The organism is Achromobacter sp. HNDS-1 (assembly GCF_040084795.1).
GTDB classification, from domain to species: domain Bacteria; phylum Pseudomonadota; class Gammaproteobacteria; order Burkholderiales; family Burkholderiaceae_B; genus Achromobacter; species Achromobacter ruhlandii.
In genome coordinates this window covers 5,533,061-5,549,162 of sequence record NZ_CP157584.1, presented here as the reverse complement: position 1 = coordinate 5,549,162, position 16,102 = coordinate 5,533,061, and the positions used below count along the sequence as shown (strand labels likewise).

Below are 16,102 nucleotides of genomic sequence, written 5' to 3'. Positions count from 1 at the left end.
GGGCCCGCGCCGCGACCGCGTGGCGGGCTGGCGCGCGACTCATGCCGGCCGGGCGATCGCCTCTTCCAGCATATCCAGCCGGTCCTGCCCCCAGAACAGTTCGCCGCGATGCATGTACGACGGCGAACCGAACACGCCAGCCGCCACCGCCGCGTCGGTATTGTCGCGGTAGGCCTGATGCGCCGCCGGTTGTTCGGCGGCGGCCATCAGCGCCTCGGCATCCAGCCCGTGTTCCCGCAGGACGGCGCGCAGCGTGTCCGGCGACGAGATATCCCGGTCCTCGCACCATTCGGCCGCCAGGATGGCCTTGTACAAGGCCGCCACGGGCAGGCCTCGCGCATCGGCCGCGATCACGAGGCGCGAGGCCAGCCCCGCGTCCGGGCACATGTAGGCCGGCGTCGGATTGACGTGGATGCCGAGCTTGCGGCACCAGCGCGCCAGCTCGGTCACCCGGTAGGCCTGGCGCTCGGGCGCGCGCTGGCCCAGCAGCACGCCGCCGGTGCGTGCGTAGACATCGGGCAGGTCCACCGGCAGGTAGCGGATGCGCGCCTGGTGGCGCGCCGCCAGGGCCTCCAGCCGGTCTGCGCCCAGATAGGCCCAGTCGGAATTCATCCAGAAGTAATAGTCGATGGTCTTCATGTCGTCCTCAGGTCCGCGCGCCGGCCGGCAGGCCCAGCTCGGCCCGCGCCGGCGCATCGCCGCGCATGCGCCAGGCGCTGAACACCGCGATCACGCCCAGCGCGCTCAGGTACCACACCACGTATTTCGGATCGCCGCCGGCGCGCGCCAGCAGCCAGGTCGCGACGATCGGCGCCAGGCCGCCGCCGATCGCCCCCGACACCTGCACCGCGAGCGAAATGCCGGTGTAGCGCACCTCGGCCGGGAACTGGCTGGAGAACAGCGTGCCCTCCGGGCCGTACAGGCAAGCGTAGACCAATCCCACCGCCAGGCATACCGCGACGATGATCCAGCCGGTCTGGCCCGTGGCCAGCAACTGGAAGAACAGCGGCGCGCACGCCAGGATGCCGACCGAGCCGGCCATGAACACCCATTTGTGGCCGACGCGGTCGCCCAGCATGCCGAACAGCGGCATGGTGAACAACGCCAGCGCCGCGCCCCAAATGGTGGCGTCCAGCATCACCGAACGGGGGATGCCCAGCGTGCCGGTGGCGTACGCCAGCGAAAACGTGACCACGGTATAGAACCAGGTGACTTCGGCCAGCCGCGCGCCCACCACCGTCCACAGCGCGCGCCGGTGGTGCTTGAGGACTTCGGCCACCGGCACCTCGACCTTGGCGCCCTGCTCGCGCATCCGCTCGAAGTCGGGCGACTCGGCCACCTTGACGCGGATGAACCAGCCCACCGCCAGCAGCACCACGCTGGCCAGGAACGGCAGGCGCCAGCCCCAGGACAGCATGTCCTGCTCCGGCAAGCCGGCCACCGCGCCCATCGCCAGCGACGACAGGATCAGGCCCGGCGCCACGCCGGCCTGCGGCAGGCTGCCGAAGAAACCCTTCTTGCCCTCGGGCGCGTGCTCGACCGCCATCAGCACCGCCCCGCCCCACTCGCCGCCCACCGCGATGCCCTGCAGGAAGCGCATCAGCACCAGCAGCACCGCGGCCCAGTAGCCGATCTGGTCGTAGGAGGGAATCAGGCCGATCAGGATGGTGGGCACGCCCATCAGCAGCAGCGTGATCAGCAGCATCGATTTGCGGCCGATCTTGTCGCCGTAGTGGCCGAAGATCACCCCGCCCAGCGGCCGCGCGAAAAAGCCCACCGAATAGGTGGCGAACGCGGCCAGCGTGCCGGTCAGCGGATCGAACGACGGAAAGAAGATCTTGTTGAAGATCAGCGCGGCGGCCGTGCCGTAGAGAAAAAAGTCGTACCACTCGATGGTGGTGCCCATCATGCTGGCCAGGCCGGCCGTTACGTAGTCCCGGCGCGAACGCGCGCGCGGCGTCTTGGTCGTCATCATCGTGACTTCCCCTTGAAAGTATCGTTATGGGTACGGCTGGGTATCAGCGGGCCGGCAGCGGCGCGATGCCGTGGGTCTGGCGGCACCAGTAGTCGAAGGTGGCGCGCACGATCGACGGCTTGAGCAGGTAGTCGTGCGCCTCGCGCGCCAGCGCGTCGTCCACCGGCGTCAGCGGACCGAAGGCCTGCGCGCGGATCTGCATGCGGGCCGCGCGCTCCAGGTAGACCGACAGGTAGGTCGCCTCCTCGCAGCTGGCGCCGGCCGTCAGGTAGCCGTGGTGCGCCAGGATGATGGCGCGCTTGGCGCCCAGCGCGCCCGAGATGATGACGCCCTCCTGGTCGGCGATCGGCACCCCGGGCCATTCGCCCAGGAAGGCACAGTCGTCGTGCAGCGGCGTCATGTCCATCTGCGCGATCACCAGCGGCTGGCGCGCCGCCGCCAGCGCCGAGGCCCAGGGCGAATGGGTGTGGATGATGGATTGCACGTCGGGCCGCGCCTCGTAGACCCACAGGTGGAAACGCGTCGCCGGATTGGCCATGCCTTCGCCCGTGAGCGTGTGCAGGTCGCGGTCGACCTCGATGAAGTCGGCGGGCGTGGCCTCGTCGAAGCCCAGGCCGAAGCGCAGCGTCCAGTAGGCGCCGGGGCGCTCGGAGCGCACGCTGATCTGGCCGGCCAGGCCGGCCTCCTGCTCGGTCATCGCCAGGATGCGGCAGGCGTAGGCCATGGTCTCCTGGATGCTGCGCGGCACGGCGCGCAGGTGCTGCGCCATCTCCTGGGTGGCGCGGGTGTCGAAGTACGCTTTTTCGCGCAGGGTGTTGTCCATGCTGCCGCCTCCTGATGCGGTTCGGGATGGCGCGGACGGATGCCGCGCCTTGCCGCACAGTATGGAAAGCGCCCCCGCATCGAGCCATGCAGGCGGGCTCATAGCAGCTATTCGACGCGGCCGCGCCCCGGGCCGAGCGCGCCGCCCGAGGGTAAACGAGGAGGCCGCGGGATCAGCCCCGTGGACTCAGCCCCGCGCGATGCGGCGGGCGCAGTCCAGCAGCTCGCGCACCAGCGGCAGCGGCTGGCGTTGCGCCAGCGTGATGGCCACCACGCGCCGGCGCAGCACCGGGCTGCCAATGGCGACCTGGCGCAGTCCGTAATCGGTCAGCAGCTTTTGCGGGATGCGCGAGGGCAGAATACAGGCGCCCACCCCCGAGGACACCAGCTTGAGCATGGCGTCGATGGTCTCGGCCTCGGCCACGAATTCCGGCTGCAGCCCGGCGCTGTGGATCATCTTGCGCAGCGCGTAGTGCGAGGGAAAGCCCACCAGCCGCAGCGCCATCGCGCCCAGGTCCACGCCGTCCTCGGCCGCGACGCCGTCGCGCACGATCAGGCACATGTCGTCGTCGAACAGCGGCGTCGAGGCCAGCGCATCCGACGCCACGGCGGCGTCGTAGACGAAGCCGATGTCGGCCTTGCCGCTTTCCACCAGCGTCACCACCTCGGGCGAACTGCGGCCCATGACCGACAGGTTGACGTGCTCGCGGCTGCTGACGAACTGCGCCACCACGTCGGCCATGAAGTAGTAGCTGAGCGTGTGGACGGTGGCCAGCCGCACCGATCCCTGCGTCACGCCCTCGCGCTGGCGCACCGCCTCCAGCGCCTGGTCGATGGCGCGGTAGGCGGGCTGGATGCCTTGCAGCAAGCGCGCACCCGCCTCGGTCAGCTCGACCCCGCGGCCGGTGCGCACGAACAGCGGCTTGCCCACGTGGGCCTCCAGCGCCGCCAACTGCCGGCTCAGGCCGGACTGGGTCTGGTCCAGGTCCTCGGCGGCGCGCGAGAGCGATTTCAATTCGGCAATGCGCACGAAATAGCGCAATTGCCGGTCCGGCGTGTCCATGCTGCTTCCCCTGCGGGCCCGCGCGGGCCCTGTCGTTATTCATCGCGCTCGAATCGGCGCGGCAGAGACAGTGTGCATCAAGGGCCGCGCCGCCACTACCGGGATTTGCGCTAACGCCTGTTCAGCCGGGCAGGAAGGCATAATTCATCAAGCCGGGCCGGAACGTTCATGGCCCAATCGCAGCGCGATGCCGCCACCGCCAACGCGCTCGAATGCCTCGACGAAGTGGGCGTGGACGGCGGGGCTCCCCGCCCAGCGCCAACGGCCCACGCCCAAGGACAACCGACATGACAACCCCCGCCTCGCGTCCCATCCCCGCCACCATCGCCGCCGTGGTGCGCGATGGCCATGTGCTGCTGGTGCGGCGCGCCAACCCGCCCGACCAGGGCCGCTGGGCCTTTCCCGGCGGCAAGATCGAAGCCGCCGAACGGCTCGAGGATGCCGCCGCGCGCGAACTGTTCGAGGAATGCGGGGTGCGCGCGCGGCCGCTGCAAGTCTTCGACGCGGTCGACGTGTTCGACCATGACGAGGCCGGCGCGCTGCGGCGGCACTACATCCTGATCGCGGTGCTGTGCCGCTGGCAGGCCGGCGAGCCGGTGGCCGGCGATGATGCGATGGACGCGCGCTGGGTGCCGCTGGCTGAACTGGACGGCCACACCCTGGCCACCAGCTTCGGCGTAGCGGCGCTGGCGCGCAAGGCGGCGGCGCTGGCCGCGGAGGCCGGCATTCTCTGATACCGTAGCCGTTCCGTTGCCGACGATCCGGCGCCCTCCGCGTCCGCCCCATGTTCGAACCCTACCTGTCCCGCTGGAACCTCGTGCCCGACGGCGCTCCCATCACGACCCATGCCGCCCGGCTGCTGCCAGTGCGCCAGGCCGGCGTGCCCGCGATGCTGAAGGTCGCGGTCGAGGAAGACGAGCGCCAGGGCGGCGTGCTGATGACCTGGTGGGACGGCCAAGGCGCCGCGCAAGTGCTGGCGCACGAGGGCGACGCGATCCTGCTCGAACGCGCCACGGGCACGCGTTCGCTCGCCGAGTACGCCCGCAACGGCCGCGACGACGAGGCCACCCGCATCCTCTGCGGCGTGCTGCGCGAACTGCACGCGCCGCGCGCCCGGCCGCTGCCGCCGCTGCGGCCGCTGGAGGAATGGTTCGTCGAACTGTGGCCGATGGCGCGGGCCCGCGGCGGCATCCTGGCGCACAGCGCGCGCCACGCCCGCGCGCTGCTGGACGATCCGCGCGACCCGGTGGTGCTGCACGGCGACGTGCACCATGACAACATCCTCGACTTCGGCACGCGCGGCTGGCTGGTGATCGACCCCAAGCGGCTCCATGGCGAGCGCGCCTTCGACTACGCCAACATCTTCTGCAACCCCGACCTGGCCGACCCGGAGCCGCCCGTGGCCATCGTGCCGGGCCGTTTCGAACGCAGGCTCGGGATCGTGCTGGAGGAGTCGGGACTGGAGCGCCGCCGGCTGCTGCAATGGGTGGTGGCCTGGTGCGGGCTCTCGGCGGCCTGGTACATGGGCGACGGCGACGACGCCGCCATCGACCTGGAGATCGCGCGGCAGGCGCTGTCGTTGCTGGAAGGCTAGCGCGGCCCGTCAAGGACGCGCGCGCCGCCGGCGCGGAAATACGATGAAACGACCAGCCGGTGTGATCCGGCGCGTATTGCGAGTAGGGTATGGAAAAGCGGCCTTGATTGCCTGGCACGTCGGCCGGTGCCGCCAGCAGGAACCCGAATCATAAATACCCTACGTTCAACACTGCGGCCCCTCCTCGCGGTGATCGCCTGCGCGTCGATCACCGCGTGCGCGAGCCGGACGCCCGCGCAGACCGACCTGCAATACCGCAGTCGGCCGGCCCCGCAGGCGCAGGGCGCGGCGGGCGCCCCGGGCGCATCGGACCAGCGCCTGACCATCCAGTCCGGCGAGGGAGAACGGCTCAACCTGCCCTGGTTCATCCGCGACACGCAGGAATGGATCAACACCAACTGACCCGGGCCCGCCCCCCTGAGCGCGCCGGTCACGCCGCGTCCGTCCCGCCCGAGGCTCATCCGCCCGCGATCTGCTCCAGATACCGGGTCGGCGACACGCCCATGACGTTGCGGAACATGTAGACAAAGGCGCTGGCGCTGGCATATCCCAGCGCCCGCGCCACGCTCACCACCGACTGCCCCTGCAGCAGCCGGCAGATGCCTTCGTCGATGCGCACCTGCAGGCGCCAGTTGTGAAAGCTCATGCCGGTCTCGTCCTTCATGCGCCGCGCCAGCGTGCGCGCGCTGGCGCCCATCCGTTCGCCCCACTGCTCCAGCGTGTCGTCGTTGCCGGGCGCCTGCAGCACGGCGGCGCAGACCTTGCGCAGGCGCCGGTCGAACGGCAGCGGCAACTGGCGATGCTGCCGCTCGGTGCCGGCCAGCAGGTTCAGCAGCAGCTCGGCGCTCAGCCGCTGCACCGGCCCGTGGCGCGCCGCCGGCTGGTTCAGCGCCAGGATCAGTTCGCGCATCAGCGGCGCCACGTCCAGCGCGCAGGTATCTTTCCACAGCCAGGGCGCGGCGTCCGGCGCGATGAAGGCCGAGCGCATCGTCACCTGGCCGACCATGCGCACCTCGTGGGCCACGCCGGGCGGAATCCACAGCGCGCGCATCGGCGCCAGCAGCCAGGCGCCGTCCTCGGTCATGACGCGCATGATGCCGGTGGGCGAATACATCAGCTGGATGCGCTCGTGCGAATGCGGCTCTTGCCGCTGGCCATCTTCGTAGTGGAACGAGCGCGCCACCACCGGCGGCGCCTCGACGGGAAACTCACGCATTGGCGGGATTTCGATAGCAAGGGTTGAGAGAACCGCAATCCAGCCAGTTATGTCCGTTTTTCGACATTTTCTGTCCAGCAAACAGGGAACTTGCTTTTTATCATTAATGCAAATGATTCCCATTGTTTTCAAAAGAAAATGACGCCCGCCGCACTTCCCCCTGTCGCATTTGTCCCACGCCGCCTTCCCGCCTTCCGCCTGACCCTCGCCGCCGCCCTGCTGGCCCAGGCCGGCCTGCCCGTCCTGGCCCGCGCCGCCGACGATGTCCCGCAACTGAGTCCCGTGCGGGTCACCGGCGCGGCCGAGAAACTCTCGGATCCCGGCCAGACAGAGGGTTCCCAGTCCTACACCGCCAATACCGTCACCGTCGGCAAGACCGGCGCCAACGTGCGCGACATCCCCAACTCGGTGTCGGTGGTGACGCGCCAGCGCATGGACGACCAGAACATGGTCACGGTGGAGGACGCGCTGCGCGAAACCACCGGCGTCAGCGCCATGACTTATGGCGACGGCACCGCCTACTTCACCGCGCGCGGCTACGAGACCGACGTGCAGTTCGACGGCGTGCCCGCCAACGGCGCGCTGCAATACCTGCCCCAGTTCGACCTGGCGCTGTACGACCGCGTCGAGGTGCTGCGCGGCCCGGCCGGCCTGCTGCAGGGCTTCGGCAGCCCGGCCGGCACCGTCAACCTGGAGCGCAAGCGGCCGCTGGACACCTTCAGCCTGACCGGCGCGGTAATGGCCGGCTCGTGGAACAACTACCGCACCGAGCTGGACGCGACCGGCCCCATCACGGCCGACGGCCGGGTGCGCGCCCGCGCCGGCTTCGCCGCGCAGGACCGCGACTTCTTCTTCGACAAGGCCCACAACCGCCAGGGCCTGGCCTACGGCTCGCTCGAATTCGATCTGACCGCCAACACCACCCTGACGCTGTCGGCGGCCTACCAGCGCCAGCGCGAGGCGCCGTTCGACTACGGCCTGTCGATCTACTCGAACGGCCACATCATCGACTCGCCGCGCAAGGGCTTCTACGGCACCGACTGGTCGCGCGGCGACACCACCCTGTCGGAAATCTATTCGGAGCTGAGCCACCGCTTCGCCAATGGCTGGACCGGCCAGGTGTCGATGAACTACCGCTCGACCGACATGGACAGCCGCTACGGCTACGTCAACGGCCCGGTCAATCCCGCCAACGATCGCGCCGGCTACCGCCTGCAGACGCAGAAGGACCAGATCCGCTGGATCGGCTTCGACACCCATGCCTCGGGCCCCTTCAGCCTGCTGGGCCGCACCCACCAGGCCATGATCGGCGCCAACTACGCCGAACGGCGCCAGGACAGCCGCTCTGGCGGCATGAGCCTCGGCAACGTGTCGATCCATGACATCGACGTGCCCAACCCGGACCTGCCCTACACCTCGGGCGACAACTCCAAGTCCAGCCAGATGGGCGTCTACGGCCAGTTGAGCTTCAACGTGGCCGACCCGCTGACGCTGATCGTGGGCGGACGCCAGAGCTGGTACCGCAACGCCACCCAGGCCATCCTGCCGGTGGCCGGCGACACGCAGCGCGATCCCGAGGTGCGCAAGTTCGTGCCCTACTACGGCGCGGTGGCGCAGTTGAATTCGTGGCTGTCGGCCTACGCCAGCTATTCGGACATCTACGCCTTCTCGGAAGCCTGGCAGATGACGGCCGACGGCAAGCCGCTCAAGCCGCGCACCGGCAAGCAGTACGAGATCGGCCTGAAGGGCCAGTTCCTGGACGGCGCGGCCAATGCCTCGCTGGCGCTGTTCCGCATCCGCGACAAGGACCGCGCGGTGCCCGACGACGCCAATCCGGGCCGCTACCTGGCGCAGGGCGAGGCCCAGAGCCAGGGCGTCGAGGCCGAGGTCAGCGGCCGCCTGCTGCCCAACTGGGACCTGTACGCCGGCTACACCTACCTGCAGACCCGCTACCTGTCCGACCCGACGCAGGAAGGCCAGATCGTCAACCCGGAAACGCCCAAGCATCTGTTCAAGGTCTGGACCACCTATCGTTTCACGCCCGACGTGCTGCCGGGCTGGCGCGTCGGCGGCGGCGTGCGCACGCAGAGCCGCACCAGCCGCAACAACGTCTCCTGGCAAGGCGGCTACGCGGTGGTCGACGCGCAGATCGGCTACAAGGTGAACCGCAACCTGGACGCCTCGCTGACGCTGAACAACGTCTTCGACCGCCACTACTACGCCCGCGTGCCGTCCAACTTCTACGGCATCTACGGCGAACCGCGCAACGTGATGCTGACGCTGCGCGCCACGTACTGACGCGCGCATGGGGTCCGGTCCGACAACGGGCCGGCGCTCCGCCCTGTCAAACGGCCGCCGGGATTGATCGGTTAAGGTGTAGCCCCACACCCCTTAACCCTTCATTCCTGGAGTAATGAATGACCGGATTGATTATCGTGGTGGCGGCGCTGGCATTCCTGATGCTGGCGGCGTATCGAGGCTACAGCGTCATCCTGTGCGCGCCCATCGCGGCCATGGGCGCGGTGCTGCTGACCGACCCGTCGGCGCTGGCGCCGGTGTTCTCGGGCATCTTCATGGAGCGCATGGCGGGTTTCGCCAAGCTCTATTTCCCGGTGTTCCTGCTGGGCGCGGTGTTCGGCAAGCTGATCGAGCTGTCTGGTTTCTCGCGCGCCATCGTGCAGGCGGTGCTGCGGCTGATCGGCGCCGAGCGCGCCATCATCGCCATCGTGCTGGTGTGCGCGGTACTGACCTACGGCGGCGTGTCGCTGTTCGTGGTGGTGTTCGCGGTCTACCCGTTCGCGGCCGAGATGTTCCGCCAGGGCGGCATTCCCAAGCGGCTGATGCCGGGCGCGATCGCGCTGGGCGCGTTCACCTTCACCATGACGGCGCTGCCGGGCACGCCGCAGATCCAGAACATCATCCCCACCACCTTCTTCGAGACCACCACCTGGGCCGCGCCCTGGCTGGGGCTGATCGGCGCGGCCTTCACGCTGACCGTCGGGGTGGCCTACCTGGAATGGCGCCGCAAGCGCGCCGCGCTGGCGGGCGAAGGCTACGGCACCGAGCTGCGCAACGAGCCGGACACGCCGGCCGGCGGACGCGAGCATCACCCGCTGGTCGCGCTGCTGCCGCTGGTGGTGGTGGGCGTGGCCAACTACCTGCTGACGCGCTGGGTTCCCGGCTGGTACCCGGCCGGCTCGCAGGTCGACCTGCCCGGCCTGCCGCAGCCCATGCCGGTCAACGCCCAGGACCAGGTGGCGCTGTGGGCGGTGATGGGCGCGCTGATCGCCGGCATCGTCACCATCCTGCTGTTCTCGTTCTCGCACATCAAGGCGCATTTCGCCGAGGGCAGCAAGAGCGCGGTCTCGGGCGCGCTGCTGGCGTCCATGAATACCGCCGCTGAATACGGCTTCGGCGGCGTGATCGCGGCGCTGCCCGGCTTCCTGATGGTGGCCAGCGCGCTCAAGGCGATTCCGGACCCGCTGGTGGGCGAGGCGGTGGCGGTGACCTCGCTGGCCGGCATCACCGGCTCGGCCTCGGGCGGCATGAGCATTGCGCTGGCGGCCATGGCGCAGACCTTCATCGACAGCGCCCAGGCGGCCGGCATTCCCATGGAAGTGCTGCACCGCATCGCCGCCATGGCCAGCGGCGGCATGGACACGCTGCCGCATAACGGCGCCGTCATCACGCTGCTGGCCGTCACCGGCCTGACCCATCGCCAGTCCTACGGCGACATCTTCGCCATCACGCTGATCTCGACGCTATCGGTGTTCCTGGTGATCGCCGTGTACTACCTGACCGGCATCGTCTGAGCGGCCGGCCCGAAGGCCTGGCCGAAGATCTCGGCCAGCCACTGGCTGAACACCCGCACCCGCGCCGACACCTGGCGGTTCTGCGGGTACAGCACCGACACCGGCATGGGCGCCGGCGGCGCCCCCGGCAGCACCTCCTTGAGCCGCCCGGCGGCCAGGTCGTCGGCCACCCGGTAGCGCGGCACCTGGATCAGCCCCAGGCCGGCCAGCGCCGCGCTGGCATAGAGTTCGGCGCCATTGACGCTGACGACCGAGCCCGGCCGAGCCAGCACATTGCGCCCGTCCACCATGAAATCCAGCGGCACGCTGCGGCCGGTGGAAGACGACACGTAATCCACCGCGCGGTGCCCTTCCAGGTCGTCGACCGTGGCCGGCTCGCCGTATCGCGCCAGGTAGGCCGGGCTGGCGACGGTGACCTGCGGCATCAGCGCGATCTGGCGGCCCACCAGCGACGAATCCTGCAGCGCGCCGGCGCGCAGCACGCAGTCCACGCCCTCCCGCACCAGGTCCACCAGCCGGTCGTCTTCGCCCAGGTGCAGCACCAGATCGGGATAGCGCTCCAGGAAGCCCGGCAACGCCGGCATGACGAACACCCGCGCCAGCGTGCCTTGCAGGTTGACCCGCAGCAGGCCCTTGGGCGCGGTGTTCAGGAAGGCGCCATCCGCTTCCTCCAGGTCGGCCAGCAGGCGCACGCAGCGGCGGTAATAGGCCTCGCCGTCATGGGTCAACCGCACCTGGCGCGTGGTGCGTTCCAGCAGCCGCGCCCCCAGGCGTTTTTCCATGCGCTTGACCAGGTTGGTGACGGTCGCGCGGGGAATCCGCAGGTCTTCCGACGCCTTGGAGAAACTGCGCCGTTCGGCGATGCGGACGAATACCTGCATTTCCTGGAAGCGATCCATGCGTTCGCCCTATTATTAATGCCAATGAAATTATGTTAGCAAAACACGGGTAATTATCTTTGCCTTGGAATAGTCCATGATTCGCCTCACCCCCATGAGCCGTCTTACATCCCTCCAGGAGTCTCCATGAATTCGCAGCTTTCCCAACGCGTCGCCCTGGTCACCGGCGCTTCGCGCGGCATCGGCGCCGCGATCGCGCGCCGCCTGGCCGCCGACGGTTTCGCCGTCGCCATCAACTACGCCGCCAGCGCGGCCGAAGCCGACGCCCTGGCCGGCGAGATCCGCGCCGCGGGCGGCCGGGCGCTGGCGGTGCGGGCCGACGTGTCCAAAGCCGCCGAGGTGCGCGCCATGTTCGACCAGGTCGAGGCCGGCCTGGGACGCATCGACGTGCTGGTCAACAGCGCCGGCGTGCTGAAGCTGCAGGCGCTGGCCGAAGCCACCGACGAGGTCTACGACCAGACCTTCGACATCAACACCCGCGGCACCTTCAACACCCTGCGCGAGGCCGGCACGCGGCTGGCCGATGGCGGCAGCATCGTCAACGTCTCCAGCACCACGCTGGCGCTGAACCTGCCCACCTACGGCCTCTACATCGCCAGCAAGGCGGCGGTGGAAGGCTTTACCCGCGTGTTCGCCAAGGAACTGCGCGGCCGCCGCATCACGGTCAACGCCGTGGCGCCGGGCCCGGTCGCCACCGACCTGTTCAAGCAGGGCAAGAGCCCCGAGCTGATCGAGCACTACGCCAAGATGCCGCCGCTGGAACGCCTGGGCGAACCGGAGGACATCGCCGGCATCGTGTCATTCCTGGCCGGGGCCGACGGCGGCTGGATCAACGGCCAGGTGCTGCGCGCCAACGGCGGCATCGCCTGACGCGCCGGGCCGGCGCGGATGCTACTGTTGCGTCTGTGCCAGGAATCGACGCAATGGACCCGACGACAATGCTCCGCGCAATCCGCGCTCCCCATCCAGAAAACGCCCGGCGCGGCGCTCGCCGCCCCGCGGCCGGCCCGCGGGCCAGCGCCGTCGTGGCCGCGGCACTGTGCCTGGCCCCGCTGGCCGCGCTGGCCGCGCCCGACGTGCGCACCGGCGACCTGATCTTCCAGCAATCCCGCTCCGCCCAAAGCCAGGCGATCCAGCAGGCCACCCATTCGCCCTACAGCCACATGGGCATGATCGTGATGCGCCAGGGCGCGCCCTATGTGCTGGAAGCCGCCGCCACGGTCAGCTACACGCCGCTGGCCCAATGGGCGGCGCAGGGCGAAAACGGAAAATACGTCGTCAAGCGCCTGCGCGACGCGTCGCGGCTGACGCCCGAGACGCGCGAACAGTTGGCCAGCACCGGCGCGCGCTATCTCGGCAAGCCGTACGATGCGGCCTTCGGCTGGTCGGACGACCGGATCTATTGCTCCGAGCTGGTCTGGAAGATCTACCAGCGCACGCTGGGCCTGCAGATCGGCGCGCTGCAACCCCTGAAGCAGTTCGACCTGAGCTCGCCCACCGTGCGCGCCACGATGCAGGCGCGCTATGGCAAGGACATCCCGTGGGAGGAACCCATCATCTCCCCGGCCGCGATGTTCGACTCGCCACTGCTGGCCACGGTCCCGGACCGCTGACGCGGCGGGTGGCGCGACCGGTCGCGCAATCGGCGGCGGCGCCACCGGCCGCCCGGGCCACGCCTATTGCGGCATGTCGAAGCCCTGCTCGCGCAGGTACTTGGCCACCACCGGCTGCCACTTCTGCGGCGCGTGGGTGAACAGGCTGTGGCCGTTCTCGCCGTCGGGCCCCATGGGCACGAAGGTGGCGTGGCCGCCGGCCTGGTTGTAGGCTTCGACCCAGCGTCTGGGCCAGTCCGGCCCCCAGTACAGGTCGTTCTCGGTATAGATCCACAACATCGGCAGCCGCGTGGCCTGGCCATAGCCCGCGTACGTGGCCTGCAGGCGCTCGGGGCCGCACGGCTTGCCGGGCGAGCGCACCGGATCGCCGCCCGAGCCGCCGGCGAAGTTGATGGCGGTCTTCACCCCGGCGGGGTTCTGCGCCGCCAGCGCCACGGTCGAGCCGCCGCCCACCGACTGCCCCAGCACCACCACCCTGGCCGGGTCCACGTCCGGACGCTGCGCCATGACCCGCAGCACCTGGTCGATCTGGCTGGCGGCGCGGTCGAACATCGGGGTGAAGCGGCGCTCGCCGCAGGGGCCGCTGTTCTCCAGGTCCGGCCCGCCGGTGACGCCATAGCCCAGGCGCACCGGCAGCGCGACCACGAAGCCGGCATCGGTGAAGAACCTGGACGCCGCCGCGTAGCGCGCCCGTCCCAGCTTGGCGCGGCCGGCGGCGTCGCCGGCCCGGCCATGGTTGATCACGATCAGCGGATGACGGCCCTCGCCGGCCGGCGTGAAGACGGTCACCACGACTTCGCCCGTGGCGGTGCCGCCGTTCTCCAGCGCCACCCGCACCGGCACCTTCTGCACGCTTTCGTTGGCGGCCAGCTTGGGCGGCGGCGCGGCGCACGCCGTCAAGAGTCCCAGTCCGCCGATCATCGTGATTCTTGCCAGAACACCCATGTTGCCCCTCGTCAGGAATAGGCTCGCCGCCCGGGTGAGCGCAAGATACTCCGAGCGCGCCCGCCCCGCCATCGTCGCGAACCCGGCTCGCGGCGATTTATTCCAGGCCGGACTCATTCCATGAAAATTACTTGTTTGTCGTGATCAACGACCGGGCCTAGCATGACCGGCATCGCCCACGATTCCAACGGAGACAGCAAGCCCATGAGCGCCCCGATTCCCGCCTTTCCCCACAGCCACATCGAACGCGACGCGCGCGGCGTCTACACGCTGCGGATCGACGACGCCAAGAGCCTGAACATCCTGGCCTCGCCGGTCACGCTGGGCCTGACCGCCGCCGTGCGCTGGATCGCCGCGCAGGCCGACGCCCGCGCGCTGGTGCTGCGCGGCAGCGGCGACAAGGCCTTCGTCGGCGGCGCCAACATCTATGAAATGGCCGAGCTGGATCCGGACGGCGGCCGCGCCTTCATCACCCGCCTGCGCGACCTGTGCGAAGCGGTGCGCGCGGTGCCGGTGCCGACCATCGCCCGCCTGCCCGGCTTCTGCCTGGGCGCCGGCATGGAACTGGCGGCGGCCTGCGACATCCGCCTGGGTTCACGCGACGGCGTCTTCGGCATGCCCGAAGTGCAGGTCGGCATTCCATCGGTGATCCACGCCGTGCTGCTGCCGTCACTGATCGGCCCGGGCGCCACCCACTGGCTGCTGCTGACCGGCGCCACGGTCGATGCCGAGCAGGCGCTGCGCTGGGGCTTCCTGCAATTCCTGTGCGAGGCCGGCGAGCTGGACGCGCTGGTCGAGCGCACCGTCGCGCCCATCGCCCACAGCGGGCCGCTGGCGGTGCGGTCACAGAAAGCGCTGCTGCGCTACTGGGAGACGTCCACGGTCGAGGCCGGCCTGGACCGCAGTGTGGACGCCTTCGGCGCCGCCTTCACCACCGACGAGCCGAGCCGCTACATGGCGCCGTTCCTGGCCCGCAAGCGCGCGCGGGAGGCGCAATGACGGCGGCGGCCGCGGCCACCGGCCCGCTGGCCGGCGTGCGGGTGGTCGACATGACCTCGGTCGGCATGGGCCCCTACGCCACCCAGATCCTGGGCGACATGGGCGCCGAGATCATCAAGGTCGAAGCGCCCGAGGGCGACGTGTTCCGCGCCTCGGCGCCGGCCGCCTCGCCCGGCATGGGCGCGGTCTACCTGAACCTGAACCGCAACAAGCGCAGCGTCACCCTGAACGCCAAGGACGCGGACGACCGGCAACGGCTGCTGCGGCTGGTCGACGGCGCCGACGTCTTCATCTCCAACGTGCGGCCGCGCGCGCTGGCGCGGATCGGCCTGGACGCCGCCAGCCTGCGCGCGCGCAACCCGCGCCTGATCTATTGCTCGGCGGTGGGCTTCGGCCAGGACGGCCCCTACGCCGCCCGGCCGGCCTTCGACGACATCATCCAGGCCATGAGCGGCCTGGCCGACCTGCAGGGCCGCAACAGCGGCGCGCCGGCCTACATCAACACCATCATGGCCGACAAGGTGGCCGGGCTGACGCTGGCCTACGCCATCCCGATGGCGCTGTACGAGCGCGAGAAATCCGGCCAGGGCCAGGCGATCGAGGTGCCCATGTTCGAGACGCTGGTGTCCTTCACCCTGATCGAGCACCTGGGCGGGCGCACCTTCGACCCGCCGCGCGGCGGCATGGGCTACAGCCGCGTGCTGTCGCCCGAGCGCCGGCCCTACCGCACCCGCGACGGCTTCCTGGCGCTGCTGCCGTATACCGACGCGCAATGGCAACGCTTCTTCACCCTGGCCGAACGCGCCGACCTGGCCGCCGACCCGCGCTACGCCAGCGCCCGGACCCGCGCCCGCCACTTCGACGCGCTGTACGCCGACCTGGCGGCCATCGTCGCGCTGCGCGGCACCGACGACTGGCTGGCGCTGCTGGCGGACGCCGACATTCCTCATTCGCGCGTCAACCCGCCCGAGGCGCTGTTCGACGACCCGCACCTGGCCGCCACCGGCTTTTTCCAGCGGGTCGAGCATCCCACCGAGGGCGCGCTCACGGCCACCGCGATCCCGGTGCGCTTCTCGCGCACGCCCGGGTCGATCCGCCGCCTGGCGCCACGTCAGGACGCGGATCGCGATATGCTCGATCCGGATTGATTCCCCGGGACGCGGC

The 16,102-nt window shown here is 69.9% G+C and carries 16 protein-coding genes; 9 read left to right on the top strand and 7 right to left on the bottom strand.

Translation table 11 applies throughout. The annotated features are described in order from the left end of the window. Window positions 1-39: 39 nt before the first annotated feature. The 4 genes from ABFG95_RS25675 to ABFG95_RS25660 form a co-directional block, all read right to left on the bottom strand. The gene (locus ABFG95_RS25675) at window positions 40-639 is read right to left on the bottom strand and encodes a 2-hydroxychromene-2-carboxylate isomerase (RefSeq protein WP_238908684.1); all 600 of its coding nucleotides are present in this window, start codon (window positions 637-639) and stop codon (window positions 40-42) included. A 7-nt stretch (window positions 640-646) separates the two neighbouring features. Then, window positions 647-1,975 (bottom strand): MFS transporter, encoded by a 1,329-nt coding sequence (locus ABFG95_RS25670; protein WP_116793352.1) that lies wholly within the window; start codon window positions 1,973-1,975, stop codon window positions 647-649. A 43-nt stretch (window positions 1,976-2,018) separates the two neighbouring features. Beyond that, complete coding sequence (locus ABFG95_RS25665; protein WP_049074652.1) at window positions 2,019-2,798, bottom strand: aldolase; 780 nt, start codon at window positions 2,796-2,798, stop codon at window positions 2,019-2,021. Window positions 2,799-2,984: 186 nt separating this feature from the next. Next, window positions 2,985-3,860, bottom strand: coding sequence for a LysR family transcriptional regulator (locus ABFG95_RS25660; protein WP_049074654.1), 876 nt, complete (start codon window positions 3,858-3,860; stop codon window positions 2,985-2,987). A 287-nt stretch (window positions 3,861-4,147) separates the two neighbouring features. On the opposite strand from ABFG95_RS25660, the gene ABFG95_RS25655 reads away from it, so the two are divergent. The 3 genes from ABFG95_RS25655 to ABFG95_RS25645 all read left to right on the top strand — a co-directional run bounded on the left by ABFG95_RS25655 (window position 4,148) and on the right by ABFG95_RS25645 (window position 5,856). After that, the gene (locus tag ABFG95_RS25655; RefSeq protein ID WP_175145545.1) at window positions 4,148-4,594 is read left to right on the top strand and encodes an NUDIX hydrolase; all 447 of its coding nucleotides are present in this window, start codon (window positions 4,148-4,150) and stop codon (window positions 4,592-4,594) included. 50 nt (window positions 4,595-4,644) lie between these two features. Continuing rightward, complete coding sequence (locus tag ABFG95_RS25650) at window positions 4,645-5,454, top strand: aminoglycoside phosphotransferase family protein (RefSeq protein ID WP_238908685.1); 810 nt, start codon at window positions 4,645-4,647, stop codon at window positions 5,452-5,454. 150 nt (window positions 5,455-5,604) lie between these two features. Further along, entirely contained in the window at window positions 5,605-5,856 is a 252-nt protein-coding gene (locus ABFG95_RS25645; RefSeq protein WP_175145732.1) for a hypothetical protein, read from the top strand. Between the two features lie 55 nt (window positions 5,857-5,911). On the opposite strand, the gene ABFG95_RS25640 is transcribed toward ABFG95_RS25645, so the two are convergent. After that, on the bottom strand, window positions 5,912-6,670 hold the full coding sequence (locus tag ABFG95_RS25640; RefSeq protein ID WP_049074666.1) for a helix-turn-helix transcriptional regulator: 759 nt from the start codon (window positions 6,668-6,670) through the stop codon (window positions 5,912-5,914). Between the two features lie 138 nt (window positions 6,671-6,808). On the opposite strand from ABFG95_RS25640, the gene ABFG95_RS25635 reads away from it, so the two are divergent. Next, window positions 6,809-8,968 (top strand): TonB-dependent siderophore receptor, encoded by a 2,160-nt coding sequence (locus ABFG95_RS25635; RefSeq protein ID WP_278992779.1) that lies wholly within the window; start codon window positions 6,809-6,811, stop codon window positions 8,966-8,968. Between the two features lie 119 nt (window positions 8,969-9,087). After that, window positions 9,088-10,482, top strand: a complete 1,395-nt coding sequence (locus ABFG95_RS25630) for a GntP family permease (protein ID WP_175145552.1) — start codon at window positions 9,088-9,090, stop codon at window positions 10,480-10,482. Here ABFG95_RS25630 and ABFG95_RS25625 read toward each other — a convergent pair. Next, window positions 10,461-11,381 (bottom strand): LysR family transcriptional regulator, encoded by a 921-nt coding sequence (locus ABFG95_RS25625; protein ID WP_063569025.1) that lies wholly within the window; start codon window positions 11,379-11,381, stop codon window positions 10,461-10,463. The two genes, ABFG95_RS25630 and ABFG95_RS25625, sit on opposite strands and share 22 nt — an antisense overlap. 126 nt (window positions 11,382-11,507) lie before the next feature. On the opposite strand from ABFG95_RS25625, the gene ABFG95_RS25620 reads away from it, so the two are divergent. Together ABFG95_RS25620 and ABFG95_RS25615 are read left to right on the top strand one after the other, a co-directional pair. Further along, window positions 11,508-12,251 (top strand): SDR family oxidoreductase, encoded by a 744-nt coding sequence (locus tag ABFG95_RS25620; RefSeq protein WP_049074672.1) that lies wholly within the window; start codon window positions 11,508-11,510, stop codon window positions 12,249-12,251. 155 nt (window positions 12,252-12,406) lie between these two features. Then, window positions 12,407-12,994 carry a YiiX family permuted papain-like enzyme gene (locus ABFG95_RS25615; protein WP_254597055.1) on the top strand — a complete coding sequence of 196 codons (588 nt, stop codon included), beginning with the start codon at window positions 12,407-12,409 and terminating at the stop codon, window positions 12,992-12,994. A gap of 63 nt (window positions 12,995-13,057) precedes the next feature. Here the strand turns inward: ABFG95_RS25615 and ABFG95_RS25610 are convergent, their stop codons facing one another. Continuing rightward, window positions 13,058-13,939 carry a dienelactone hydrolase family protein gene (locus ABFG95_RS25610; RefSeq protein ID WP_167352785.1) on the bottom strand — a complete coding sequence of 294 codons (882 nt, stop codon included), beginning with the start codon at window positions 13,937-13,939 and terminating at the stop codon, window positions 13,058-13,060. Between the two features lie 204 nt (window positions 13,940-14,143). Here ABFG95_RS25610 and ABFG95_RS25605 point away from each other — a divergent pair, with 204 nt between their 5' ends. Continuing rightward, window positions 14,144-14,938: an enoyl-CoA hydratase gene (locus ABFG95_RS25605; RefSeq protein WP_054416227.1), complete on the top strand. Its 795-nt coding sequence runs from the start codon at window positions 14,144-14,146 to the stop codon at window positions 14,936-14,938. Next, on the top strand, window positions 14,935-16,086 hold the full coding sequence (locus ABFG95_RS25600; RefSeq protein ID WP_348995057.1) for a CoA transferase: 1,152 nt from the start codon (window positions 14,935-14,937) through the stop codon (window positions 16,084-16,086). Before ABFG95_RS25605 ends, ABFG95_RS25600 begins: the two co-directional genes overlap by 4 nt. Window positions 16,087-16,102 lie beyond the last annotated feature (16 nt).